The 26,509-nt window shown below is 44.1% G+C and carries 26 protein-coding genes; 8 read left to right on the top strand and 18 right to left on the bottom strand.

What is annotated here, in order from left to right:
• Positions 1-37: 37 nt before the first annotated feature.
• The 6 genes from DOE51_RS01550 to DOE51_RS01525 form a co-directional block, all read right to left on the bottom strand.
• Complete coding sequence (locus DOE51_RS01550) at positions 38-1,810, bottom strand: hypothetical protein (RefSeq protein WP_142694848.1); 1,773 nt, start codon at positions 1,808-1,810, stop codon at positions 38-40.
• Positions 1,811-2,076: 266 nt separating this feature from the next.
• Positions 2,077-3,201 carry a DegT/DnrJ/EryC1/StrS aminotransferase family protein gene (locus tag DOE51_RS01545; protein ID WP_142694847.1) on the bottom strand — a complete coding sequence of 375 codons (1,125 nt, stop codon included), beginning with the start codon at positions 3,199-3,201 and terminating at the stop codon, positions 2,077-2,079.
• A 170-nt stretch (positions 3,202-3,371) separates the two neighbouring features.
• Complete coding sequence (locus DOE51_RS01540) at positions 3,372-4,610, bottom strand: DEAD/DEAH box helicase (RefSeq protein WP_142694846.1); 1,239 nt, start codon at positions 4,608-4,610, stop codon at positions 3,372-3,374.
• An 81-nt stretch (positions 4,611-4,691) separates the two neighbouring features.
• Positions 4,692-6,782: a response regulator gene (locus tag DOE51_RS01535; RefSeq protein ID WP_371726638.1), complete on the bottom strand. Its 2,091-nt coding sequence runs from the start codon at positions 6,780-6,782 to the stop codon at positions 4,692-4,694.
• Between the two features lie 110 nt (positions 6,783-6,892).
• Entirely contained in the window at positions 6,893-7,744 is an 852-nt protein-coding gene (locus DOE51_RS01530) for a pyridoxal-phosphate dependent enzyme (RefSeq protein WP_142694844.1), read from the bottom strand.
• On the bottom strand, positions 7,741-8,583 hold the full coding sequence (locus tag DOE51_RS01525; protein WP_142694843.1) for a ThiF family adenylyltransferase: 843 nt from the start codon (positions 8,581-8,583) through the stop codon (positions 7,741-7,743). The genes DOE51_RS01530 and DOE51_RS01525 overlap by 4 nt, the downstream gene beginning before the upstream one ends.
• Before the next feature lie 141 nt (positions 8,584-8,724).
• Here DOE51_RS01525 and DOE51_RS01520 point away from each other — a divergent pair, with 141 nt between their 5' ends.
• Positions 8,725-9,477, top strand: a complete 753-nt coding sequence (locus DOE51_RS01520; RefSeq protein WP_142694842.1) for a hypothetical protein — start codon at positions 8,725-8,727, stop codon at positions 9,475-9,477.
• Here the strand turns inward: DOE51_RS01520 and DOE51_RS01515 are convergent.
• Positions 9,460-10,365, bottom strand: coding sequence for a hypothetical protein (locus DOE51_RS01515; RefSeq protein ID WP_142694841.1), 906 nt, complete (start codon positions 10,363-10,365; stop codon positions 9,460-9,462). The genes DOE51_RS01520 and DOE51_RS01515 overlap by 18 nt on opposite strands.
• 143 nt (positions 10,366-10,508) lie before the next feature.
• Here DOE51_RS01515 and DOE51_RS01510 point away from each other — a divergent pair, with 143 nt between their 5' ends.
• On the top strand, positions 10,509-11,015 hold the full coding sequence (locus tag DOE51_RS01510; RefSeq protein ID WP_142694840.1) for a DUF2938 family protein: 507 nt from the start codon (positions 10,509-10,511) through the stop codon (positions 11,013-11,015).
• Here the strand turns inward: DOE51_RS01510 and DOE51_RS01505 are convergent.
• Positions 10,998-11,399 (bottom strand): DoxX family membrane protein, encoded by a 402-nt coding sequence (locus tag DOE51_RS01505; RefSeq protein ID WP_142694839.1) that lies wholly within the window; start codon positions 11,397-11,399, stop codon positions 10,998-11,000. The genes DOE51_RS01510 and DOE51_RS01505 overlap by 18 nt on opposite strands.
• An 87-nt stretch (positions 11,400-11,486) precedes the next feature.
• Here DOE51_RS01505 and DOE51_RS01500 point away from each other — a divergent pair, with 87 nt between their 5' ends.
• The gene (locus DOE51_RS01500) at positions 11,487-12,053 is read left to right on the top strand and encodes a dihydrofolate reductase family protein (RefSeq protein WP_142694838.1); all 567 of its coding nucleotides are present in this window, start codon (positions 11,487-11,489) and stop codon (positions 12,051-12,053) included.
• Positions 12,054-12,122: 69 nt separating this feature from the next.
• Entirely contained in the window at positions 12,123-12,932 is an 810-nt protein-coding gene (locus DOE51_RS01495) for a TIGR02147 family protein (protein WP_142694837.1), read from the top strand.
• Positions 12,933-12,949: 17 nt separating this feature from the next.
• Here the strand turns inward: DOE51_RS01495 and DOE51_RS01490 are convergent, their stop codons facing one another.
• Entirely contained in the window at positions 12,950-14,368 is a 1,419-nt protein-coding gene (locus DOE51_RS01490; RefSeq protein ID WP_142694836.1) for an aldehyde dehydrogenase family protein, read from the bottom strand.
• Positions 14,365-15,324 (bottom strand): AraC family transcriptional regulator, encoded by a 960-nt coding sequence (locus DOE51_RS01485; protein ID WP_142694835.1) that lies wholly within the window; start codon positions 15,322-15,324, stop codon positions 14,365-14,367. The genes DOE51_RS01490 and DOE51_RS01485 overlap by 4 nt, the downstream gene beginning before the upstream one ends.
• A 242-nt stretch (positions 15,325-15,566) precedes the next feature.
• On the opposite strand from DOE51_RS01485, the gene asnS reads away from it, so the two are divergent.
• Positions 15,567-16,958: an asparagine--tRNA ligase gene (gene asnS / locus DOE51_RS01480; RefSeq protein WP_142694834.1), complete on the top strand. Its 1,392-nt coding sequence runs from the start codon at positions 15,567-15,569 to the stop codon at positions 16,956-16,958.
• 41 nt (positions 16,959-16,999) lie between these two features.
• On the opposite strand, the gene DOE51_RS01475 is transcribed toward asnS, so the two are convergent.
• Complete coding sequence (locus tag DOE51_RS01475; RefSeq protein ID WP_142694833.1) at positions 17,000-18,304, bottom strand: DEAD/DEAH box helicase; 1,305 nt, start codon at positions 18,302-18,304, stop codon at positions 17,000-17,002.
• An 80-nt stretch (positions 18,305-18,384) separates the two neighbouring features.
• Complete coding sequence (locus tag DOE51_RS01470; protein ID WP_246845246.1) at positions 18,385-19,131, bottom strand: transglycosylase SLT domain-containing protein; 747 nt, start codon at positions 19,129-19,131, stop codon at positions 18,385-18,387.
• A gap of 243 nt (positions 19,132-19,374) precedes the next feature.
• Between DOE51_RS01470 and DOE51_RS01460 the strand changes: the two genes are divergently transcribed.
• Both DOE51_RS01460 and rsmG read left to right on the top strand, forming a co-directional pair.
• Entirely contained in the window at positions 19,375-20,610 is a 1,236-nt protein-coding gene (locus DOE51_RS01460) for a multidrug effflux MFS transporter (protein WP_142694832.1), read from the top strand.
• 44 nt (positions 20,611-20,654) lie between these two features.
• Complete coding sequence (rsmG, locus tag DOE51_RS01455) at positions 20,655-21,266, top strand: 16S rRNA (guanine(527)-N(7))-methyltransferase RsmG (RefSeq protein ID WP_142694831.1); 612 nt, start codon at positions 20,655-20,657, stop codon at positions 21,264-21,266.
• 299 nt (positions 21,267-21,565) lie between these two features.
• Here the strand turns inward: rsmG and DOE51_RS01450 are convergent, their stop codons facing one another.
• From DOE51_RS01450 to DOE51_RS01430, 5 genes are all read right to left on the bottom strand, one after another.
• Entirely contained in the window at positions 21,566-22,069 is a 504-nt protein-coding gene (locus tag DOE51_RS01450; protein ID WP_142694830.1) for an outer membrane beta-barrel protein, read from the bottom strand.
• A 112-nt stretch (positions 22,070-22,181) separates the two neighbouring features.
• The gene (locus DOE51_RS01445) at positions 22,182-22,394 is read right to left on the bottom strand and encodes a hypothetical protein (protein WP_142694829.1); all 213 of its coding nucleotides are present in this window, start codon (positions 22,392-22,394) and stop codon (positions 22,182-22,184) included.
• A 115-nt stretch (positions 22,395-22,509) separates the two neighbouring features.
• The gene (locus tag DOE51_RS01440) at positions 22,510-22,902 is read right to left on the bottom strand and encodes a hypothetical protein (protein WP_142694828.1); all 393 of its coding nucleotides are present in this window, start codon (positions 22,900-22,902) and stop codon (positions 22,510-22,512) included.
• Positions 22,903-22,931: 29 nt separating this feature from the next.
• Positions 22,932-23,201, bottom strand: coding sequence for a hypothetical protein (locus DOE51_RS01435; protein ID WP_142694827.1), 270 nt, complete (start codon positions 23,199-23,201; stop codon positions 22,932-22,934).
• Positions 23,202-23,232: 31 nt separating this feature from the next.
• The gene (locus tag DOE51_RS01430; protein ID WP_142694826.1) at positions 23,233-24,513 is read right to left on the bottom strand and encodes a Xaa-Pro peptidase family protein; all 1,281 of its coding nucleotides are present in this window, start codon (positions 24,511-24,513) and stop codon (positions 23,233-23,235) included.
• 91 nt (positions 24,514-24,604) lie between these two features.
• Between DOE51_RS01430 and DOE51_RS01425 the strand changes: the two genes are divergently transcribed.
• Positions 24,605-25,324, top strand: a complete 720-nt coding sequence (locus DOE51_RS01425) for a helix-turn-helix transcriptional regulator (protein ID WP_168196358.1) — start codon at positions 24,605-24,607, stop codon at positions 25,322-25,324.
• A gap of 128 nt (positions 25,325-25,452) precedes the next feature.
• On the opposite strand, the gene DOE51_RS01420 is transcribed toward DOE51_RS01425, so the two are convergent.
• Positions 25,453-26,433 (bottom strand): NAD(P)H-quinone oxidoreductase, encoded by a 981-nt coding sequence (locus DOE51_RS01420; protein ID WP_142694824.1) that lies wholly within the window; start codon positions 26,431-26,433, stop codon positions 25,453-25,455.
• Positions 26,434-26,509: the final 76 nt, after the last annotated feature.

The following is a 26,509-nucleotide window of genomic DNA, read 5'->3' as shown; positions in this document are numbered from 1 at the left end:
GATCTTCACAGACCCGGTTTTCATTTTTTTAGTTAACTTAATTTAAAGGTTTCACTTTCATTGTGTGGAACTGAGAGCTCACACCTTTCATATTCGCGACAGATCTGAATTGATCCAAGCTGTCGTAGTATTGATCCCAAGGACCACGTTGATCGTTACCGAACCAGTTAATCGAATTGTCTTTAACATATTTCGTTTCACGGCAACCGAACACGATCATTTTCACACCTTCAGCATCTTGTTTAGAGAAACCGATATTTTTAACAGCTTCCTCAAAACGTTTACCCAGTTGGCCCGTGCGATTTAGCATGTTCACCATTTCGTCGTACTGAGGCACACGGAATTCACGTTTTGCTGTGTGCATGTCGTTGCAACCTTTGAACGTTTGGTAACTTGCATCCCAAACCAAGTTCGTTTCACGCTCGTAAAATCTCGTTCCCTTCGCGATGGCTTCCATATCATCCTTCGAAGAAAAGATTTTCGCTTCAGGCAATACCACCGCTTGTTCAGACATATACTCTTTTGCGACTGCGATCACTGAATCGGCTTGAGTCGGATTTGTTTCGCGCAACGCAGAGGCATACAAAGAAGCCGCCACCGCTTGCAAAGACATGTACTTTTCCAACTGCGTATTTACGATCTCTAGATATTCTTTATTCACCAATTGTCTTTGCAAGTATTGATTTTGCGAAAAGATCTTTTGCAATGGAGTGATCGATCCTTCAGTCACAAATTCACTGTGCACTTCAGTTACGAAAGTCATACCCATAGCATTGATTTGTCTTACATAGTCTTGACCCGCTTTGATCACGTCTTGTTTAACTTTTTCATCACCTGGATGTTTCTTTGCGATCAAATCAGTCGCTTTCATTTGATCAACAATCGCAGCATAGTGACCGTATTTCTTCCAAAGATCCCCGGCACGCAAGTTGTACTCTTCCTGACCAATGGCCACTTCAATTCTATGAAGTGAGGCTTCAATCGCCGCGATTCGCGCTAAGACTTGATTTAGAAGATCAATGATCTGCTTATTGCTATCCGGGAAACCAATTCCCGCCATGAAGCCCGAGAAAATATCAGCACCGATTTTTCCAGCAACACCCGCCAACAATTTTTCCGCTAACCATTCAGAGGGAGAGGCCGTTAGCAGCTCTTTGTTTTTAGGAGATACAAATGGATGAATTGTTTTATTATCTGCCGCCATTTCACGCGCAAGGTTCTTAGCATAAGAATTGAAGCCACCATTTGCCTTCGCAGCTTTTTCCATCTCAACCGCACTGAAGACAGTTAAATGAGGATTCTCGACACCGTAACCTAGACTTACTACGGAAGGGATTTGTAAGAAGTTACGAAGACGAGCTTCTGTCTGGACTGCATTCACATCGCGACGATAACCTTGATACAAAGAACCAAGCGTCGTAACAGAGTTCAAATGTACAACCTCTGTCGTCGCTTGCACTGGCACCGTACTTAATAAATTGCCGTCGAATTTTTCGGTGCCGTTTTTGCCGCCCGCAGATTGAAACACCAGGCTTGAACCCGCGCCCAAAGTTTCGGTTGGCACTGTCACTTCAAAGTAACCGTCTTTATCAGTGACTTTATTAGACGTTGCCAAAAGATTTCCATGGTCGTCATACACTCGCACCAGTGCATTTACGATTGGATTAGAAGCGACCACAACACCCGATACATTTAAAGGACGAGTGCTGCGTTTCGTTTCGGCGTTCGCCACCAAAATTGGATTTGCGATCAATACCGCTGACATCGCAAATGCTTTCAATTGCTTTTTGAAATCGATCGTTGCGTACATAACTTCCCCTGTCTACTCTCCGACTGCGCCGGAGTAGATTATTGTTTTGAATCAGTTTGTTAAACTCACTGACTCTTTCAATTGCAGAGGTTGTGCCAACGCTATTGCGTAAATTATTGATATTACAAGGTTTTTCTGCCGAATTTCCGGCAGACCAGACTGCCGCCAACCCGGCAGCTGCCGAAAGGGCGACGCTTAAAAAAGAAAAGGAGTCTTCCGCAAAGAAGACTCCTTCATGTGCATTCAATTTGAATTTTAAAATCGAACTAGCCGTTGAAATGCTTTTTAACTGTATCAACAACGTACTGAAGTTCTTCCTGAGTGATGTATGCAAAACATGGAAGATTCAAAACTGCTTGAGAAACATAGTGAGCATTGCCGTTATCGATCTTACCAGCCAAGTGATCTTTCGCACCTGATTGCAAGCTCATCGCGCCCGGATAGATTGTGCCGTGACCGATGTTTGCTTTTTTCAAAGTCTCGATCAAAGCAGGACGCAATGAAGGTTCGATCATCGCAACCGCGCAGTAACCGTTTTCTTTTACTTTTGAACTTGCTCTGTATGGTTTTAGTGGAAGACCTTTCAAGGCCTCTTCGTAAAACTTAACCGCTTTCATACGGCTTTCGATACGCGCATCGATGTGTTTCAAAGACATGTTCAAGAACAATGACTCATAAGCACCGATACGAGAATTCCAACCAATCATACCGTGAGAATAGTGATCAGTACGACCGTGGTTGATCAATGTGCGGCAGTTCTTCGCGTATTCATCATTCGCTGTGAAGATCGCACCCGCATCACCAGAAGCACCCAAAACTTTTGCTGGGTAGAAGCTTGTTGTAGAGATCAATGCTGTTCCAAGAACTGATTGACCTTCGATTTCAGTACCGAAGCATTGCGCGCCGTCTTCAATCAAAAGAACGTTATTTTCTTTTGCGAATTTTCTGATTTCCAAAGTATCAGGAGTCACCCAACCGTAAAGGTGAACCATGATAGCAGCTTTAGGTTTGAACTCAGTCACTGCTTTTTTGAAAGTCGCAAGATCCCAATGGCAAGTCTCTTTGTTCACGTCAACAGTCACAGGGTTTGCACCCACGTTAACTACTGCTTCAAAAGTTGCCCAGAAAGTCATATCTGGAACGAGAACTTTATCGTTCTTTTCAACACCAACTGCACGAAGCGCAATTTGAATTGCATCTGTACCGTTTGCGCAACCGATTGCATGTTTTGAGTTTGTATATGCCGCAAGATTTGCTTCCATTTCGCCAACGATCGGACCGCCAACGAATTGAGTTTTATCGAAAAGGGAAGCAACACCGTTCAAGAACTCATCACGGAAGCCAGGCTCAAAACGATTCAATGTAATAAATGGGACTTGTGAAATGCTCATAAATCTCTCTCGGTTAGGATTTAAACTGATGAAGAGATTTTCCAATAGGAACAGAGAAATTGCAACTCTGCTGGACACTCTGGCGAGTGCGTCGTCGAGTGTGCTGCTTTCTAGCAACACACTTCTGACGAATAAGTCACACAAAAGGCCTTTTAGGTCCTGAGGCTAGCTTATTTTTTCTTCTTTTTGCCCTTTGATTTATACAAATCTTCGCTGGCAAGAAGAGCTTCAAGATCCATCCCAAGACCACTTTCAGGTTGAGACGCAATGATTTGATAATCCTGTTTGCTGACTTTGATAACTTCGATTTTTTTCGTCAGCAATGCTTCGATATCTTCAAGCAACGGCTTTTCTTCAGCGGCACAGAATGAAACAGCGATACCTTTGTTGAAGCCACGGCCCGTACGACCAATGCGGTGAACATAGTTTTCTGGTTTTTCCGGAAGATCGTAATTAATAACATGTGTAACGTCAGGAATATCGATACCGCGAGCTGTGATGTCTGTCGCGATCAAAAGCTTGCACTCGCCTTTACGGAAAGCAGTCATCACTTCGTTACGATTTGATTGATCTTTTTCACCATGCAAAGTCAGCGAAGAAATCTCTGCACGTTCCATCGCTTTTGCAACACGCTCTGCGCGCACGCGAGTTCTAACAAAGACGATGAACTTTCCTTCAGGATGCTGACGAAGATATTCAGCCAAGAAGAAACGTTTATCATCCATCTCTACAAACATCACAAAGTGCTGGACGTTTTTAGAAACCGGATCATCAGGAGAAATCTGAATGCGAATTGCAGAGCTACGCACTTGTGAAAACGCAAGCTTCTTAATTTCCGGATTAATGGTTGCAGAGAAAAACAACGTTTGATGACGACGAGTCAGTTTGCGCTTAATAGATTCGATATCTTCAATGAAACCCAAATCCAACATGTGATCGGCCTCATCCAAAACCAAAGTTTCAATTTGGCTGATGTTCACAAAACCCTGGCTGATCAAATCGAACATACGCCCTGGAGTCGAAATCAAAATGTCGATACCGTCTTGAAGTTTTTTGATCTGGGCATCTTGTTCAACACCACCGTACAACGCGAAGGCTTTCGCTTTAGTGTGTTTTGCAAGTTTATTGAAGACTTCACCGATTTGTTGCGCAAGTTCACGTGTTGGCACCATCACCAGGCACTGGATACCGACTGAACGCTTGCTGCTTTTGCTTGAATGAATCATGTTGATGATTGGAATCGCAAAGGCCGCGGTCTTACCTGTTCCCGTTTGCGCAATCGCAAGCACGTCTTCGCCTTTTAGGATCGAAGGAATGGCTTTGTATTGAATGTCTGTTGTGCGAAAGAACCCATTGTCATTAAGGTTACGAAGCAGGTCTTCAGATAGATGGAATTTCTCGAATTTCACGGGGAAACCTCACAATGGATGGGAATCAAGGGTGCTAGTATCTACCACGCCAAGATCCCCTTCGCCAGTCGATTGTGAAGTTTACTTGACCGTAGAGTACCCCGAATGCGAAGTGCGCCCCGCTGCTTGATTAATAAGATCTGAGAGGTTGCGAATAAGATCATAACGTCGCATTGGTTTGCTCAAATGAGCGTCGTAACCCGCCTCAAGACAGCGTTCGCGTTCCTCTTTCATGGCGTTGGCAGTAAGGGCCACGATCAAGCCTGTATAGCCACCATCACGAAGTTCTCGGGCCGCTTCGATACCATCTTTCACAGGCATCTGCACGTCCATCAGGACAACATCATAACTTCCTGCCTGCGCAGCCTTGACGCCTTCATCACCATTATCAGCAAGAGCCACCGAAGCGCCGGCCCCTTCAAGGAAACGTTTTACTAACAAGCTGATATCGACAGAGTCTTCAACTAACAGCACACGTCTGCCATTTAGAACAAGAGTTTGGTCTTCTTCCGGTTGCACTGGTGTTACTTCAACATCCGTGGCGATGATTTCGTTAAACGTCGCAAATTCGCTGACGTCCCCCGCATTGATCGTAATCAAGAATGTCGAACCTTTGCCAACTTCTGATTCTTTCAACACAATATCGCCGCCCAAACCGCGCGCAAGATTGCGCGAAAGTGCTAAGCCTAAGCCCGTGCCCCCGAATTGACGAGTGTGCGATGAATCCGCCTGACTGAACGGTTGGAATAAAAGTGAAGCTTCCGCTTTACCAACACCGATTCCCGAGTCAGTCACTTCAAAGAAAATGCGCTGCTCATGCGTAAAGAATTTTCTGTCAGAAGCATTTACATAATCAAGGTTGCCAATTTTCACTCGGACATAGCCTTGATTCGTAAATTTAATCGCGTTGCCGATGATATTCGAAAGAACTTGCGACAAACGCGTTTCATCTGTGTGAATGAAGCGCGGTAAGCGACCTTCAACAATGAATTGCAAATCAATGTTTTTATCACCGACACGGCTACGAGCAAATCCGTAAATATCATTCAGAAGATTTCTAAAATCGATCTTCTTCACTTCAAGATCTAAACGACCGACTTCGACCTTTGAAAGATCCAAGATATCGTTGATGATGCGGGAAAGATGACCGCTGTTGTTGCGAATCTTGTTGCCCCAATCGGTACGATCCTTCAAAGAAGGCGAAGCCGATGCCAGCAATTCAGAAAAGCCAAGGATCGCACCAAGTGGTGTGCGAATTTCATGGCTGACGTTCGCTAAGAAATTTGTTTTCGCACGATTCGCTGACTCTGCAGCATTTTTCATCTCGGCCAAGTTTTTATAAAGCAGCGCACGTTCAATGCTAACGGCCACTTTACCTGCGAACTCTTCAGCCATCATCAAATCAATCGCATCAAAGTCTTGCGAACCCGTGATGCGAGCGAAGGTCATACTGCCGACAGTGTCATTACCCTTTTTAACGGGCACGCAAATGTAAGAGCTTAAACCAACGTGTTGCAACAATGCGAATGTGCGCGGCGAACTTGCCAATACTTGCAGTAATTCTTCAGAAACATTTTCTTTAAAAACAGAAATACCAGAACGAATGACCTTCACCGGACTTAAAGAGGCATCCGCATTTTCAAATTCCAATGCGTGCAATTCGCCTAATAGATTTTCTAGCGCTGCCGTTTTGTGCGCGTAAGTACCGCGACCTAAATTCAAATCAGAGCGAAGATCAATACGACACCAGTCACAAATATCCGTCAGAGCAATACGAGCTGATTGTTCAAGGATATCCGCACAACTTGTTTCGACATCAAGATGATCTAGAGCTTTTAAAGTTGTCGCGAAAAAAGAAAGCAGACGTTGTGAATAAACTTGATCGCGCGTGTCCTGTAGATGAAACACCAAGAAATCGCCGCCATCAAGTTTTACAGAAGTTCTTTGCAAGCGAATCGCCTTACGCAAGTTCACATGCAAGCGCGCCAGAATACATTGCAGCTTTTGCGCTGAAGCATCGTAACTTTCAAGATTAAGAAGTTCTTTGGCCGCTTGGTTCAGATCGACAAGGCGTTCATCGGAAGTCGTTATAAGCATAGCCTGAGGTGAGCTTAAAAAAGCTACCTTCCAAATCTCATCATGACTGCATGAGGCCTGCTTTACATCCGACATCGACATCCTTAGATTTATACGAGCTTTTTACTATAGTTTTCCAAGGGCTCTCAAACAATTAATTGGTTATAGAATTTTTATACTTCTGTAAGACGTACCTAGAAACGACTCTAGGCAGCCTTTTGAGATCTGCCAGCCGCTAATAGCTTGCCAGAGGCGCTAATTGCAAAGATTTTTTGATGGGTCTTTCCCTTAAAATACGCTCTGGCAGCAGCCAAAACGAGAGAAAAAGAGGCCCCAATTTGGATTTCACCCACGGACGTGAGGATACTTTCAGTCGCGGTCAATTCTTCAGGTGTAATTAAGAATCTCTGATCGAAACTTTGCGCATTTAATGAATCTTGATCACCATATCGGTCGATGGCCACATTACGAACCCCCGATACCTTAAACGAGGCAGGCTCCGCGCTGATCGCTTGAACACCTGCGCCACAGCCTTCTGAAATTCCTAATAACGAATGCCCGGTGCCCACTCCACCGATGACGGCTGCCAATGGTCCAATCTCATTTTGAATAAGTGAACCAAACGAGTTGTAATGACGGCGCTTTGAAACATCGTAAAGTTGATTAAAGGCAATGAGTTCGGGATGACTTTTCATAAAGACATCGAAGACCTGATAAATTTGCGCGAGTTCTTCTTGATAAACCGTAGCCCCTTGGCGTCGTAAGTTCGCAACGATCTCGGGCGAAATTCCGTTCGGCACAAAAAGCACACACTGCAAATCATTACGCTGACAATAGTGCGCAAGCGACACCGCCGTACTGCCAGCACTGACCTCAGCAACACCGCCGCCTTTTTGTAAGCGGCCCGTGTTTAACAGCTCTTCGATTTCACCACGCACCATATGATCTTTCATAGAGCCACCCGGATTTTCACCCTCAAGAGAAGTGAAAATCCGATTGCCTGCTTTTAACTGCAAAATGGGATCTATGATTTCTACGATGCGTGGTCGTAAATTCATGCTGCTTTTTTCTTTCTTAAATGATCCGGGATATTTAATTGTCGAGCTTTGTAAGAAGCCTCGAACACTACGGTCTTCGCATTGGCAAGATCCACAAAGATACCTTGTGGCGCATGGATTGGTTTACCAAGTCCCACGATATTTTTTGCGATCTCGGAAGCGCATGTGGCCGCGGCACTTTCACCACCCGGAGTTACAAACGGAATGTAACCCGAACGATCCATAGCATGAATCAATTGCCCCCACATATACGAAGGGACTTCAGGACAAATGAAGCGCAAGAAGCGCGACAGATTTTCTTCATAAGGAAGCTCCGGAGAAATCCCCGTAAGCTGCGCAAATGAAGGTGTATTTTTATTAAAGACAACACAGCATCCTGAAAAACCAAGCGTTGCACATGACGCCACCGGGATGCCACGCTTGTGCGCTTCCACATTCAGCGCCAGCTTGTCATTCATCGCAAATAAATCGACAACGTCGACCACCCAATCAACGCCATCAAGAAATTCATTTAGATTTTCTGGCTTCACGCCATCAGGGAAAGTTTTAATCTTCACTGCGGGATTGATTGCTTTTGCTTCCGCTAAAGAGCATTCATCCTTACGCATTCCGATCGTTGTTTCTTTCGCCATACGCTGACGATTGATGTTCGTTCTTTCAAACGTGTCTGGATCGGCGATGTGGAAATTTTCAAATCCCATTCGCACTAAGTTAATAAAAATCGATCCGCCCAGTCCTAAACCGCCGACGGCAATCTTTGTTGATTTGAATTTATGAAGCTGCTCTTCAGAGAATATCCCAATGCTGCGAAGGAACCGTTCGCGGTATGACTCATCCATATACGTACTCCATTTTTTTCTTTTGAACCTAAACAAAATCCACCATACTTAGGTAAAAATTATTCTGCCTATAAACGCGAAGAATTCTAAGAAATTTAATTGGGTTGTTTCAATTGAAGACATCAACGAGGAGTTTAAGCAGTGGGGAACGTTTTAGATCAGTTTCAGCTTTTGATTTTAGAATCTCCATTTGAGAATTGGGCCGAGCCTTCTGTGCAAAATGCCTTTGCTAAAATGGTAGAACTTAAAAAAATCGGTTACGGTTCATGTTATTCAAAAGGTGTTTTACCTGTCGACACGAGCGACTTTTTTGCGACTCATGTGTTGCTGTGTTTGCCTGATCAAAGTGGCGAACTGCAACCGGTGATGGGTTATAAAACGATCACTCTTGATCAATGCAAACAGTTCAATCAAAATTTTCCGGGGCTCAGCTTAGTGCAAAATGCGAAAGCCCCACAGCACACTGAAGTTGTAAAAACCATTATCGGTAAGTGTGAACGTGAGGGTGGCAAACTTGCTTACCTAGGTTCATGGACCGCTGATCCAGCCTTTAAAAAAGGTCCACTCACGCACATCAATTTGAAAGATGCATTTGTCGCTTTCTATCACCTGCTTTACCGCGAACAAAATGTGACTGATATTGTGATCGGCGGCACTTTACGTTTTAAAACGGAAAAGCTGTTTGCAGAAATTGGCCATAAACCTTTAAGTCTTAACGGCGAGGTCTTGCCTAATATTGAAGTTGCTCATTTAGTGAAGGAGCCTGTGCTGGTCATGCACTCGTCATTCGATAAAAACGTGATTTCACTTGCCGAACGCAAATGGCAAAGCGTGTGGGATCGTCGTGCGTTAGTAGAAAAAACAGATATTAAAAGATTACGTAAGGCGGCCTAGATCTGGAGCCGGCGCAAAAGTGATTTCAAAGATGCACGAAGGCGCGCCTTTGTGCACGCAGCACTTTTCTTTCACTTGTGCTTGCGAATGACCCAAGTACATTGGTGCGGATGCCATCATGCCTGCTTTGAGTTGGCAGATGTGTTCGTTCCCCAAATGGGCAACACGCATTTCCTCTGCCACCAATGGTTCAGAAATCACTTCAAGCAATCCACCTTGGTCATCCAAGCGCAAGAAACGATAGATGCAGTTCTTTTCATAGAACTTCAAACAATCGCCCCACATGTGTTCAAGGATTTCTTTAGGACTGCTTAAGCCCGCATAGAATTTGCCAAGAATTGTATTTACGTTACCAACGAACGAATACATACCCATTGCGAAAAAATCTTTAGGACCGAAATGACGTTGCGCCAAGTAAGCGGCGGCGTCAGTAATGATACGCATACTGATCGGTGCAAATGGATCGCGCATCACCGACTCACTCAAATTCAAATGCTTTAAAAGATCATAGCGCAACTGCCAGCCATGATACTTCTCTAGATATTCAAATGTTGTGATTGTTGTACGGCGGCGACCATAGGCTGCATAAGAATAGCTTTCTGGCATCGTCCAATGATTGATTTCGTTTTTGATCTGAATGTCATGGAAATCGATATTTCCCGAAATCAGTGATTGCGGATCGTATTGAAAGTGATCAGAAAGTTTGATCAATGAAGTTTCGGGCAATTTTCTTTGGCCCGAGCGAATCATTTTATAATCCCACCAGCCCACGCCCAATAGATCTTGCCAGTCACTCTCATTGAGGTGGCTGGTAAGGCGCAGTCTTTCCAGGGTCTCTGGAGAGATCGCGTAATTCGACTGATGGAAGTCTTTTTTTAATCCGTTCATTGATGTTGCCCTTTTTATACAAAAACGGACCCAACCGAAAGTTATTTGTTTTATTGGGGCCCTATATTATCCAATAGTAATGAAATAAACTCCGGGTTGTATGTTCCATTGACAACAAGTTCGTGTTTACTTAGTATTTTTATATGCAGATTTCGCTGGTTTTTAAAGTTGTTTTAATGTGCATCGCTCTTGGTATTTTCTCTACGGCCTTCATGGATCTATGCAACATTCTTGGCAAAAAATTGAGAATTCATAATGGTGGAAGCTACGCCTTAATTGGTCGTTGGATCGGTGGCTTCTTTCACGGGCAGTTCCGTTATCAAAATATTTTACAGGCTGCTCCCCTTCGTCACGAAAAGGCGATTGGTTGCTTTGCTCATTATGGTATCGGGATTGGTTTAAGCTTTTTGTATTATGTGACAAGCGTAGCGATGGACATGCCGCTGGATAATATGTTGTGGGCAATAGCGTTTGGGATTTTCACGAATGTGCTGCCGTGGTTCTGGATGTTTCCAGCATTTGGCTTTGGCGTGCTTGGTAGCAAAGGACCACAGAACAACACTCTTCTTCGCAGTAGTTTTTTAAATCACTTGGGATTCGGTGTTGCTCTGGGTATCGGGGCTAAGCTGTTATTACTTGCGCTTAAATAGCTGTTTCACAGTCGGTGAATACGGAGCAGAGAAGAACGCCAAGTACACTTCCAAAAGACCTAAGATGATCGCCAATGGCAAACCACTTGGAGCTAGGAAAGCGTGAACAAACAAAATGTTCAACAAGATCGGCGCTAGTACAACAAGAGCAAGTGGCACCCACATTCCCGCCAACAACATCAAACCACAAAGAGTCTCTGTAATTTTCAAGAACGGCATGAAGTAGATTGTCGCTTCAAGACCCTTGTTAAAAGTCACCAACGATTCTGGCAATCCTTCTGGCATAGGCGAACCTTGAAACCATTGAATCAAACCAAACAAACCGGATGCAAAGAAAACGAAACCAAGAAGAATGCGCGCGATCAAAGGCAATTTAGCTTTCATAGATGTATCTCCTTACTTTGATTGCACCTCAACAGTCGTAACTAGACAAGCAGTTTATGTTCTTACGATAATTGGTTCGGGGGACCCATGCGCAAAATCTTAGTGTTTAATTCAATTTCACTGGATGGTTATTTCTGCGATAAAAACGATGGCGTCGAGTGGGCGCACAGTAATGAAGGCGATCAAGACTTTCTTGATTTCGTTAAAAACAACGCGAGCAGCGGCGGAATTCTTCTGTTTGGGCGAAAGACCTATCAACTGATGGAATCCTTCTGGCCCACCGAACAAGCGAAACAAAGTATGCCCGAAGTCGCCGCCGGTATGAATGGCATGCAGAAAATCGTTTTTTCTAAATCGCTTAATCAAGTGACTTGGGAAAATTCTAAACTCATCAAAGGTGACCTTGTTACCGAAGTTCGCAAACTCAAAGAATCCGCCTCATCTGACATCGCCATTCTTGGCAGCGGCAGTCTTGTCGCCCAATTAAGTGACGCGGGCCTTATCGACGAATATCAAGTCATGATCGTACCCGTGGCTCTTGGCGAAGGCCGCTCCCAATTTTCTGGCATGAAGAAAAGACTGAATCTGCAATTGACGAATTCACGTGTTTTTAAAAATGGTTTTGTGTTTTTAAATTACGTTCCGAAAAAATAAAGGCCTTAAAACCAGACCTCCCCTGCCAAGGTTGTTGCGTGGTTTTATGGGGTCTTCTAACATTTACGCATGAGCCAAAAGAGTTTTTATCACTATCAAGACTACAGAGAATTATTGCGCGATAAATTTGAGGACTTAAAACAGACTCATAAGAACATCACTTTGCAACTCATTGCGGAAGAGATCGGCATTTCTAAGTCTTTTTTTAAAATGGTGATGGATCAAGAACGCCATCTGTCGCTTGATAAACTTTCTGGCGCGGCGAAAGCGTTTCGCATGGGCAAAGATGAAAAGAACTATTTCGTCTTCCTTGCCTGCAAAAATACCGTCGATGATAAGGACATGACTTATTTCTTCGACACACTTTTAAAAATTATTTCGGGCCAAAAGGGCGCAAGCTTTCCTTCTGCGGATCAAATCAAAGTGGATGAAGCCGTGTTTAATAATTCTTTAAACACCATCGTGCAAACGATGAGTCAGCTTGAAGGATACCAGAAAGATCCCGAATGGATTCAAGCGCAACTACGCAATCAGAATATTTCCAAAGCGGATGTTGCGAAGTCTTTAAAGACTTTAAAAGACAGTGACGTTCCTGAAGGACATGTCGAAACGGCTGCGACGACCGAAGAGTCCTTTGCCCGTGGTCGTGTGGGACTCAAACTTGCTTCTGAAGCTTTTGGTGAACCCGCTACCTATCGTCCAATTCGTTACTTCAACATGACGTATGCAGTGGACGAAGCTTCTCGTAAAGAATTATTCAAATTGTTTTCTGATTTTCACGACAAAGCCGAAGCCTTAGGGAAGAAATCGAAAAGTCCCACTTCGATTGTGTACTCCTCATGCAGCATGTTCACAGTGGCGGATACCGTTAAGAAGTAACCGCCACCTTGAAAGTTTTAAGCGTGACCCATAATTGTTTTTGGCTCGAGATAAGCCTCTAACCCAAAAGTTCCAAATTCACGACCGATACCCGATTGTTTGAAACCTCCGAATGGAGCTCGTGGTTCTTCGTACATTCCATTGATGAACACGCGACCTGCGACAATTTGTGAAGCCATTTTTTCAGCACGTTTTTGATCTCCTGATATATAAGCGTGAAGGCCATAGTCCGTGTCGTTAGCCATTTCGATGGCTTCGTCTTCTGTTTTATAAGTAAGAATCGACAAAACTGGGCCAAAGATTTCTTCTTTAGCGATCTTCATATCTGGTTTTACGTTTGCAAAAGCAGTGGGTCTTACAAAGTTTCCGTTTTCCAAACCTTGCGGATGTCCTTCACCACCAATAAGTAGTTCCGCACCTTCAGCAATCCCCTCGCGAATATAGCTTTGCACGCGTTCGTATTGTTTTTCTGTGACCATCGGACCTACTTGCACGTCTTTACCGTGAGGGTCCCCCACTTTTACGTTCGCAATAGCTTTCACAACCAAGCGTTTCACTTCTTCCAAACGATGCTCTGGAACTAAGAGACGAGTTCCCGCAATACATGCCTGGCCGCTATTCATGAACGCCATCATCACTGCCAGAGGAATTGCTTTTTCAAAATCAGCATCATCCAAAAGAATGTTCGGTGATTTTCCGCCCAATTCCAAAGTCACGCGCTTCATCGTATCAACCGCGCCACGAGCAATCGCCTTACCTACAACTGTTGAACCCGTAAACGAGATCTTTGCAATATCACGATGTTGAGTGATCGCATTACCAACCACATCCCCACGACCGCTGACGACGTTATATAATCCTGGGGGCAATCCTGCCTCATGGAAGCATTCAAGTAACAACTGCGTTTGCAAAGAACTAAGTTCGCTTGGTTTAATCACGGCCGTACTGCCCGATGCTAAGGCCGTCGCAAGTTTTCCGCAGATAAAGCTGTAGTTGGCATTCCACGGAGTGATAAGACCGACGACGCCAAACGGTTCTAAAACGATTTTAGCTTCGCCAATCTTTCGAGTGAATTCAAAATTCAACATCGTATCTTTCGCCAGCAAGAATGAATTGATGGCGCGATTCACAGTGCCCTCGGCCATCGTTCTTGTACCACCATACTCTGCAATCATAGTTTCAACTAATTCAGAGGCACGAGCTTTCACAGCCTTATGTAAGCGCTCCAAATAGTCTGCACGTTCTTGCAGTGAAGATTTTGAATATTTTTTGTAAGCGGCTTTCGCTGCCGCAACGGCGTCTTCAACGTCTTGCGCATTTCCTAATGTCACGCGCCCGATGACTTCTTTATTGATGGGACTAATAAGATCCATCACTTCCGTACCGTGAGGCTTTACAAATTTCCCGTTAATGTAGATTTGTTCGACCTGTTTCATCTGACGATCCTTTCTTGAGGTTCGCTAAGCTCGTCCACTTCGGGATGGCTTTTAAGTTTTTTAATGTCCTGCAAAGGAGGCGCGCCAAAAAGTCGTCGATATTCGCGCGTAAATTGCGACTGACTTTCATAGCCCACTTCAAATGCCGCTGATCCTGCATCCATTTTTCCACTGAAGATAAGTCTTCGAGCTTCTTGCAGGCGTAATTGTTTTTGATATTGCAATGGTCCCATCGCCGTCACCGCTTTGAACTTGTGATGCAAACTCGAGACACTCATATTGGAAGCTTTTGCTAAGTCTTCCATCTTCAAGGGCTGATTGTAGTTGTTCTTCAACCACGTGATGGCTCTGCCAACACCCACTTCGCGTTGGTCTTGAATAAGATTGCGATAAATATTTTTCCCGTACTCGCTTCTTAAAATGCGATACAAGATTTCGCGTTTAAGATTGTCTGCCAAAAAAGCGGCATCTTCAGGTTGATCGACAAGTTTTACTAAACGCACGACTGCATCTTGCAAAGATTCATCGGCTTGTCCCACGAAGGCCGCGGGACCGGTCCGTTTTATATCGTCAGACAAATTTAATTTTGCTTCCATGACGATGGCTGCAATTTCTTTCGGATCAAATTCGACTTTCAAACCCAAATAAGGGGCTGCTTTACTGGCTTCGATAATTTGCCCTGATGTTGGTAAATCAATTGCCGATACGACAAAACTGCCGACGCCGTATTTAAAGATGTCCTGGCCGATATGAATCTTCTTCGCACCTTGGACGACGATACAAAAAGAGGGCTGCAAGATACCGTGGTTCAAAGTCGTCGGAGTTTCGGAACGGATGATCGAAAGATAAGAAACGCTTGTTGGCGTAACCCCGTCTTTTTGCCCGATTCTCTTTGCGACTTGCAGGATCTCTTTACGGATTCCTGGAGCGGTTTTGCTAGGTACTTTGCTTTTCATGTCTAACCTCTTTCATAAGAATAGCTCTTTAAGCACAACAGGGGTTAGACGGATCGTGCAACATATTTGCCTAATCCTGCAAACATTCAGACCCCGCCTCAAATCAAGACGAGCGCCCTTTTAGCGGCCAAGAGGTCCAGATATGCTGAGTCATTGCATTTTCGTAGCAAAATATCGGGCGTCAGGATTAGACAACAGGTTTAAAAAAAGCTAAATTAATCGCACTGTTGAAAGGGTCCTGGATGGAAACAACATTGGTTAAATCGATTTTTAGAGAGACAGAAAAATTCTTAGATAAAGAAGTTCTGTTGTCTGGTTGGGTACGTAAAATTCGCGATCAAAAAAGCTTCGGCTTTATTGAATTGAATGACGGAAGTTTCTTTAAAGGACTTCAAGTAGTATTCGACGAGAAACTTTCTAATTTCGAAGAGATCGCAAAGCTTTCTATCTCAAGCTCTATCATCGTTCATGGTAAAGTTGTGAAATCACAAGGTGCGGGTCAAACTTTTGAAGTTCTTGCGAACAAAGTAGAGATCGTACAAAAAGCATCGGCTGAATATCCTTTGCAAAATAAACGTCACTCGTTTGAATTCTTGCGCGAGATCGCTCACATCCGTCCGCGTGGTAACACGTTCTCTGCAGTATTCCGTGTGCGTTCAGTTTTGGCTTATGCGATTCACAAATTCTTCCAAGAGCAAAACTTTGTATACGTGAACACGCCAATCATCACTGGCTCTGATGCTGAAGGTGCTGGCGAAATGTTCCGCGTAACAACTTTGAAATTGGACAACCCGCCACGCACTGCTGATGGCAAAATCGACGCGACAAAAGATTTCTTCGGTAAAGAGACGAACCTGACTGTATCGGGTCAGTTGAACGGTGAAACGTTCTGTGCGGCTTTCCGTAACATCTACACTTTCGGTCCCACTTTCCGCGCAGAGAACTCAAACACTTCTCGCCACGCTGCTGAGTTCTGGATGATCGAACCTGAAATCGCATTCGCGGACTTGTCAGCGAATATGGAATTGGGCGAAGCGATGATCAAATACATCATCCGCTACGTGATGGAACAATGCCCAGAAGAGATGGAATTCTTTAACCAATTCATCGAAAAAGGTTTGTTCGATAAATTGAACAACGTTTTGAACAATGAATTCGCACGCGTAACTTACACTGAAGCGATCAACATCTTGACTAAGTCTGGTAAGAAATTCGAATACCCAGTTGAATGGGGTATCGATATGCAATCTGAACACGAAAGATTTTTGGCTGAAGAACACTTCAAGAAGCCTGTGTTCGTGACCGATTATCCAAAAGATATCAAAGCGTTCTACATGAAAATGAACGAAGACGGCAAAACAGTTCGCGCGATGGACTTGCTGGCTCCGGGCATTGGTGAAATCATCGGTGGCTCTCAAAGGGAAGATGATTTAGAGAAGTTGGAAACTCGTATGAAGCAAGTTGGCCTTCACCCTGAAGACTACTCGTTCTACTTGGATCTTCGCCGTTACGGCAGCTTCCCGCACGCAGGCTTCGGCTTGGGCTTTGAACGTATGTTGATGTACGTCACTGGTATGACAAACATCCGCGATGTGATTCCGTTCCCACGTACTCCGAACAACGCTTTGTTCTAGTCTTAAAAAATAAAAAGCCCGGTCTCAACAACCGGGCTTTTTTATTTCTTTTTAAATCCTGATTTTGATTTTCCTGCTTGGGGCCTTCCGCCACCGCTGTGGCTTGGTTTTCCACCCTTTAATGAACGCCCTTGCGGAGCGCTTGCGGCTCTTTGATCACTCAAAGCTTTTTTCTTATGACCAAATTTGCGGGAACGATCAATGAACTTAAACATCGGATCGATTTTGATTTCTTCGGCGCCGACAAGATAAGTTTTAATCTTGTGGTACATACGCGTGTCTGACGGTGTGACGTAGGTTAAGGCTTCGCCGCCACGACCTGCGCGCGCCGTTCGACCGATACGGTGAAGGAAATCTTCCGCTTGGAATGGCAAATCGAAATTAATCACGTGATCCACGTGTGGCACGTCAAGACCACGCGCTAACAAATCAGTGGCAACAACAACACGCAATTCACCACTTCTGAAATCACGAACGACACGATTGCGTTGACCTTGTGAAAGTCCACCGTGAATCAAATCCGTCGCGTAACCATATTCTTTTAAATAATTACCAAGCGCTTCGCAGCTTTCTTGGTTACCAGTGAAAACAATGACACCACCACGAGTGGCATTTAAGTCGTCAAGGATGCGATCGTTTTTCATGCTGCGATCCATGAACAAAACTTTTTGTTTTAATGCCGAAACTGGTGCTTCCGCTTCAGACGTTTTAATCATGAACGGTTTATACTTAATGAAGACTTGTGCAATCTCTTCAACGTTTTTGCCAAAGCTTGCAGAAAACATCAGTGTTTGGATTTCTCCACGCATAGTGTTTTGAATAGCGCGCAATTGTGGGGCGAAGCCCATGTCTAGCATGCGATCAGCTTCGTCGATGATAACTGTTTCGACTCCTTGAAGAAGAAGTTTATTACCCGTCAGATGATCGATCATACGACCCGGAGTCGCGACGATGATCTTGGGATTTTTCTTTAATTGATTGTCTTGTTTTGAACCTGCGGCACCACCGACGACCAATGCCACTGACATGGGAAGCTCTTTCACCAGCTCGATCAAAACTTTATAAACCTGCTGAGCCATTTCGCGACTTGGTGATAAAACCAACGCACGCGCTTCAGGTTTATTTTTTAAACGAGTCAAAGTCGCAAGGGCATACGCAAGAGTCTTACCACTGCCCGTTTGAGCAATCGCGATTAAATCATGACCTTCCATCGCAACGGGGATGGCCTGGCTTTGAATTTGTGTGGGCTTAGAGATGTTCATCTTGCTTAAAGCCGTTAGAAGTTCCGGCGCAAGATTCATGTCTTGAAAGCGATTGTGATGCAGTGTCGAGCTTTGCGTTTTCATAGGGCGCTAGGTGTACCACAACGCTTCGAAATGACAATGGAATAGGGCAGAAGATCCTTCTCCCACCCTAAGATTTGTATTTATTTACAGATAGAGATGTTTTTCGTAAGACTGACGATGTTGCTATAAGAACCCGAAGATGTGCGAAGCACTGACCAATAACGAGCTCCACCCTTCCACGAGCCACTGACTTTACCAGCCATACGAGCATCACGACCAATCCAACGATTCAAAATTCTCACACCACAATCCAAGTTTTGAAGAGGATCATGCAAATCCGAAGTTGATTTGAATGCGCAACCGTAGGCATTACCGCTTTCGATAGAAATTTGCAAAAGACCACGGCTGATCACATTATTGCCCGAGCTATCGCTGAAGCTTTCTGTGTATTTTGAATTTGTGTTGAAGGCACTTTCGTATTTAGTCATTGCTGACATCATGAAGATCCAGAATTGTTTTCTTTGCGCATAAGACAATGATGCATATTTCGGGCAGAATGTTGCGCCATCAGCAACCTCTGTATCCAGCAGATCTTGCCCCAAAGTATCAAGAGAACTATTCAAATGTTCTGTCCAAGCTTTTGAACCAGAAACTTTTGCTTCCCACAAAGGTGTCACTTCAATTGTTGAAGATGATGAGCCAGAGCTGCTTGAACCCGATGATGAAGAAGATCCTGAAGAAGAATTCGAACCAGAAGAAGACGAAGAACCTGAAGACGAACTACTACTGCCTGTACCTGGAAGACGAATACCCATCGCAGATGCACTGTGAGAGTAAGAGATTAATAATCCAGCCAATAAAATGATTGTTGCGTTTAGTGTTTTCATTACACAACCCATCGGGCGGTTTTTTCCAGGCCTTTAGTCTTCGATTTCCTGTCGAAATATTTTTCAACACCTCTGGCGAAAGCGTCTAAAACAAGTGCGCTTTTTCGCAAATACGACGCAAAATTCACTGCTTAGCTGTTTAGTCAAAGAGGCAAATGTGAGGAAGGCCGTTGTCCAAAGTATTTCATTGACCCTTTAATGTGCCAGTGATAGTTACTATTAAAGAACTCGAAAGGCCCCCTCATGTCCTCCCGTAAAATTAGTAACTTTTCGCTGATCCTCATTCTTGGGGCACTGACTGCTCTTTGCCCTTTTTCTATCGACATGTACTTGCCTGCATTTCCGAAGATGGCAGAGGACTTTCATTCCAACGTCGCGCAAGTTTCTTTGTCGCTTTCAAGTTTCTTTATCGGACTTGCAATTGGTCAGTTGTTTTATGGACCACTGTTAGATCGTTTCGGCAGAAAGCGTCCGCTGTATTTTGGTTTGGGGATTTATTTGCTGGCGACACTTGCGTGTTTGTCTGTTCATTCCATCGAAGCATTGATTGTTTTGCGCGTAATTCAAGCTTTAGGTGGCTGTGTTGCTAACGTTGCGGCGATTGCGATGGTGCGTGATTTCTTTTCACCTAAAGACAGCGCGAAAGTTTTCTCACTCCTGATTTTGATTTTAGGTGTATCGCCATTACTTGCGCCAACAGCTGGTGGCTATTTAGCGGCGTCATTGGGATGGCAATCCATCTTTGCCGTTCTTGCAGCCATCGGCTTTGCGATCTTGCTTCTTGTTTTCTTCTTCCTTCCCGAAGGACATGAGCCTGATAAAACTCAATCACTGATGCCGGGACCTATTTTGAAAAACTATTTCGAGATTTTCAAAAATACTCAGTTCCACACGTTCACTCTTGCGGGCGCCGTGATCTTCTCTGGTTTGTTCGTTTATCTTGCGGCTTCTCCGGTTATTTTTATGGAGATCTTCAAAGTCAGTGAAAAAGAATACGGTTGGATTTTTAGTTTTCTAGCCATGGGCTTTATTGGTTCAAGCCAGTTGAATATTTTCTTCCTGCGATTGTTCCACAACGAAAAGATTTTGAAATCCGCGATGTATGCTTTCGCGGTTATTAGCTTGGTGTTTTTCGCAGGGGCTTGGCAAGGCTGGTTGAGTTTACCGACAATCATTGCAATCTTCTTCATGTTGCTTGCAATGGTGGGCCTTGCCAATCCCAATGCATCTGCCTTAGCGATGGCGCCGTTTTCAAGAAACGCAGGCAGCGCTTCTGCTTTGATGGGCTCTTTGCAAATGGCGGTTGGTTCGTTGGCTTCTGTATGCGTGGGTGTGTTCGATGCCCAACAGTTATTGCCAATCTCTGGAATTTTTATCGGCGCTTCAGTGGTCTCGTTGATTATTTTGTTCTGGGGCAACCGTAGAATCGATAATAAAGTCATCGCAGATCCAAACGATGCTCCAATCGTGTCCCACTAGGGAATTCCCTTCCCCTTTAACGCATAAAACCGTATAAGGGGAACATGCAGTTTGATAACAGAATTCCTTTAATCCTTGAACTCGGCTTCCGCGAAGAAGCTCTGCCACAACTTCAGGCCTATATCGATCTTCTTTGGGCAGCCAACGAAGAACTGAACCTCTTCAGCCGCCAAATGAAGTTTGAAGAATTAATCGACAATCACTTGATCGATTGCCTTCTGCCATTAAAGCAATTCCCAAAAAACATCAAAGCAGCAGCAGACTTCGGCTCGGGCGGCGGCTTACCAGGAGTACTCTACGCAATCCAATTTCCAAACGTCGCGTATCACTTGTATGAGAAGAGCCCGAAAAAACAAGAATTCCTAAACCGCTGCAAAAAAATCGCCCCCAACCTGCAAGTCCACGGCGAAATCCCACAAGACTTAAAAGACATTGACGTCGTAACAGCAAGAGCCTTCAAGCCCATCGACGTCATCCTCGACATCAGCCGCACTTACTACAACAAAGGCGGCAAGTACTTCCTACTAAAAGGACGTATGGAAAAAATCGAAGAAGAAATGCAACTAGCCCGCAAAAAATTTAAAAAGCTAGAAGCAAAAGTAGAAGTTCTAAAATCCCCAGTGATGGAAGTAGAACGCCACCTAGTACTGATCTAATAAAGAATTCAAAACCAACACGATAAAAGGGATGAAAGATCATCCCTTTTTTATTTCCATCGAAGACGAATTTCGCTGGAGGGTTAGAGCTATGCTCTTGCGGATGAGGCCTTCGTCGGCGCCACGATGGCGCGAACCGATGGGCACAGCCCATCGGCGACGATTGAGCCCGGATGGCGTGCCGAAGTAGCGAGAGCATAGCTCTAACCCTCCGGCGAAATCCCCGCACTAAGATGAAAAAAGAAAGGGGACCGGTTTGAATCCAAACCAGCCCCCTGTCCCATCTCTTTATTCCTGTTCTAGAAGGAATAAGAGACAACCAAATTAGCGAAGTCAATTTGTGCAGGAGATTTTTCGCTAAACCAGTTGAACACTCGCAGGTACTCTAAACCAACGCCCCAGCCGTGGTTTAAAGAATAAACCGTTCCAATTTTTAAAGTTGGTCCAAACAATGTGTCGTCATCGCCAGCTGAAGTCGCAGCATCTGAATTCGTCACTGCGATACCTGGCGAGATATAAACGTCTAAATCATTTTTATCGATAAGGTGAGAAGTCACATCCAAGCCGAATGTGAGAGTTTCAGGTTTGTTTGCATCTGAATCTTTAGTTGATGAGAGTAAGAAACCGCCAACACCGAATGTGCCGCTTCTTCTTTCATATGCAACACCGCCGCTGAATGCTGATTGAGATGCGCCCAATAGCAAACGAACAGTGTTTGATCCCTCTTTAATGCCTTCTACAGACTGAGCATGTACTGCGCCCGACATAAGAATTCCTGCAAAGATGATAATCAGTTTTTTCATGCTGTATTCTCCTTAGTAGTTGATGCAAATTTTTTGAGGAAACGCAGGCCGCCCCATAAGGATGCAATTTACAGGGCGGCCCAATAAGCGGTAGCAAGGGATGACTACCTACTTAAAATATTTTTGTGTATTTTTTTAAAAGCTTTACTAGTTTTGATTTCACTTCTTCTTGATGAAGTCCCGATTTTGTCTCGATCAAACCAAAGATGGCTTTCAAGCTACCTTTTGTACGATCCCACTCATCTGTCGTGATGAAATCCCACTCTTTTTGCAAATCGATCTTGAGACTTTTCCAACTCTCTTTCGATAATTGTAGATTAGTCATGTGTTCTCCTTGAGTTCGCAAGACTAAGGTTGCACATGAGGTGCCAAGACTGAAAATGGATTTATTTCGATCTCACATGAATGAGGGGGAATTTCTCCCCGCGAATGGGGTAGAATTATTTTTCGCGATGCAAATATTCGAGGTGATATTCACCACGTCTTCCAAAAAAGAGGACCTTTTTACCCAACAAATAGATGGTAAATCCCGTTACTCCCGCAAGCATAATAAAGTTGAAAAACTCATGCAGGGATAATTTGCGTAATAACAATGATTTGAAATCGAGAATGATTTTCTCTTCAGAAAAAATGTCGGCAACACGGGGTCCTTCGAAATAGAACGACTCTTCGTACACATGTGCTTCAGGGGTATGAAATGTAATGCGCTTTGCAAATAGATCGACATGTGCTGATTCGATGCCGGCGCGAAGAAACTTGTCACACATATCTTCAAAACTGATTTGATTGCTCAGTGTTTGATCGGTGGCGGTGCGGAGAATCTCTGGTTCCATGAAATCCTCACTCTCTTCAAATAAATTCTTTATTCTAGAATTTTCTTAAGCTGAGCTTTATCGACAGAATCATCGGGAACCAACCACTCTGGTGGAACATGTTCCGTCACATACTTCCACGAAGCTTTTAACATCGGTTTTGCTAAAGGCTTCGCATGCAAATCCTTTAGTAAATTCAAATGACGAAGAAGAATCGTGCGTACCGGTTTATAAAATCCCTCTGCATCTTTTCCTGCATTTGAAATTTCAGACGACTCTACTTTGTCGATCAACTCGCGAAAGAAAACATCTAAGCTCATTTCTTTATTAAACGCAGTCTTTCACGAATGATCAAGCTTGCTGACTTCGTAAGGTCTCGATCTCTTCAATTTCTTTTGCGACTTTCGTAAAGGACTCGTGTCCTTTTGCAGTGACAAGTATGTCGTCTTCAATGCGCACGCCCATGTTTTTGAATTTCGAAATCTTGTCAAAGCCGCTTCTGAAGTACAATCCAGGCTCTACAGTAAACGTCATGCCTTGCTCCAATTTGATCGCTTGCCCCAGATCGTCAAAATATGCAGATGGATCGTGCACATCTAAACCAATCCAGTGCGAAGTCGAATGCGCCATCAGTGAGCTTACCTCATTTTTTACTTCATCCTTATTGTAACCATGACGTGCAAGCCCTTCACTCAAAACCTGCAGAGTGTGTTCATGCAACTGCGTAAGTGTCAGTCCTTCCTTCACTTCAGAAATAACATCTTTATGAGCTTTCAAAACTATATCGTAGAGTTCCCTCTGTGCCTGAGTGAACTTACTTCCCGCTGTGATTGTGCGAGTAATATCAGCACAGTAGCCTTTCCATTCCGCACCGGCATCTATAAGAACAAGTTCGTTATCTTTAATCACTTTATCTGTAGCTCGCGCATGCAACAAAACAGTGCGCTCTCCCGAACCGACGATGGTTTGATAGGCCGTCCATGACATGTCTTGCAGCATGAACTGCGCTTCAATCCAATTTGCCACTTGGCGCTCAGTTTTCCCGACGATCTTTAATTTCATAAGTTCATGATGCACCAAAGAACTTCTGCGTCCTGCTTCACGCATATTCGCAATTTCATCGTCGTCTTTTTTCAAACGCAAAGTGCCGACTAAGGTACGTGAATCCGTTATAGCAAGTGGTGTCGCCAATTTTCTGCCACGATAACGTTTTTCGAAAGCGATACTGTTCAATAGCTCATCGTCGGCTTGTGCATTACGTCCCAGTGCAAATGCTAAACGATCAAATTGCGCAAGATGTGATTGCACGATATCCGCAAGTTTATCCACGCTTTCTTTTTGCACATCTTGAACGAACTCTTGCTCTTCAGAATTTAAAATCGCTTCATCATCCCAAACCGCGGCTTCGTGTGAAAACGCCTTCGACAATAAATACGATGTGTCGCTAGCAAGAACAAGATACGCGCCTGACAATTCTAACCCCGTCAGATAATAAAAATCCGAAGCGACCTTAAAGCGATGGGCGACTGAGTGCGATCGCATTTTTTCATCACCCGAATAGATCACAAACAATGTACGAGAGTATTTAGCGGCCAACTGTTTTCTTCTTTGGATATAAGTCTGTGCTTTCATACTTAAAGAGTACCGCCAGTCACCCAAAATGTGTCATGATGATTAAATAGTTCCAAATATTGGTACTTTTAATCACTTTGCGGAGACTAAAGTGGAACACTCGATCTACCTAGCCGGACTGAAGAAAGCGCTAAAAGCCAAAGACGTAAATTACGCTGAGCTTGCGTCGGAATTAAAGATGACCGAATCCGGCGTAAAGAAAATGTTGAATGCAAAAGACATTTCCTTTCGCCGCGTCTTACAAATCTGCGAAGTCTTAAACATTCTTCCGGGACAACTTTTTAGTCTTTCAGAAAAATCAGCGATTGCAGAAATAACTCTGACGAATGCTCAACAAGATGCCTTACTGAAAAATCGTAGCTTACTCGCAGTGTACTGGCGTTTGGCGATTGAACATCACGAACTCAGTGAAATCGAAACTCTGCAAAAAATTTCAAAGGCAGAGCTTAAAAAATTATTGGATCGCTTAGTGAGCTTAGATTTATTGTCTTACTCAAAAGGCCGTTACAAATCACGCCACCCCGAAAAATTCAAATGGGCTGATGATTCAAGGTTAGCTATTCAACTCAATCGCGAATGGTCGGAACTGACGCTACAAAGGTCTTTACAAAAAGATTCAAAGAATCTCCATCGCTTAATCGCAGTAAAACTTAGCGATGATACTTACAACGAATTCAAAAAAAGAATCTCAAACCTGATAGACGAAACAATCCAAGAATCCCAACGCGAAGAACTGACCCAACCCAAAAACACCCTAAAAACCGCAACCATCCTTCTAGCAACAACCCCAAAAGGCGTCTTAGACCCCTAACCCAAAAGGTGCCTGCCTATTTTTCCGAAAAAATGGCAGGCACTTTTTTGGGTCTACGGTGCGTTAGTTTGTTCAGATAGAGTTGAGTGATATCTGATAGATAGGTTTAGCCGTGTGGCGGATTGTTGTTATTTTACTTTTAAAATAATTTTGCCGGTGTGTTGGCTTTCTTCCATCAGACGATGACCTTCCGAGGCTTGCTCTAGAGGCAAAACTTTGAAGATGTGGGGCTTCATTTTGCCCTGATTTAAGAGTGGCCAGATCTTTTCTTCGAGTGCGCGAGCGATGCGTGACTTTTCTGTGACGTTGCGTGGACGAAGAGTTGATCCTGTGATCATTAGACGTTTCATCATCATTTTGCTGATATCTAGTTCGACCTTGGCTCCGTGTAAGCTTGCGATTTGCACAAGACGGCCTTGATATGCCAATGCATCTAAATTTCTGACGAAGTAATCGCCACCCACCATATCAAGAATGACATTTACACCTTTATCGTGCGTAAATTCCTTTGCAACCTTCACGAAGTCTTCTTCTTTATAAAGGATCACACGATCCGCACCGAGCTCTTGTAAAATTGCGACAGATTCTTTCTTCCCCGCTGTTGTTAAAACTTTTGCACCAAGTGCTTTCGCCATTTGAATAGCAGTTGTACCGATGCCACCGGCTCCGCCATGAATTAATGCTGTCTCATTCGCGATTAAACGGCCATCTTCGAAAAGATTTGTCCAAACTGTAAAGAAGGTCTCAGGCAGTGCAGCCGCGTGAATAAAATCAAAGCCGTGAGGAATCGGAAGACACTGTCCTTCGGGCACATTGACGTACTCTGCATAACCACCACCACTTACAAGTGCGCACACTTGATCGCCCTTTTTCCAACGCTGAACTCCTTCGCCGCACGAAACAACGACACCAGCCACTTCAAGACCTGGAATTACAGAAGCTCCTGGCGGTGGAGGATATGTTCCTTGGCGCTGAAAAACGTCAGGGCGATTAATTCCCGCTGCATGTACTTCGATCAAAACCTCTCCAGCAGCGGCTTTCGGAGTTTCTGTTTCTTGTTGCACAAGAACTTCAGGGCCACCGAATTGAGATATGTTAATGAACTTCATGCGCACCTTCTTTCTATGTTTCCATTCAAAAACATCTTGAGACCAAGATCTAGTTTATTCTAGGACGCGATCGACC

This window comes from Bdellovibrio sp. NC01, from assembly GCF_006874625.1.
In the GTDB taxonomy this organism is placed as follows: Bacteria; Bdellovibrionota; Bdellovibrionia; order Bdellovibrionales; family Bdellovibrionaceae; genus Bdellovibrio.
This window is presented reverse-complemented; position numbering and strand designations above follow the sequence as displayed.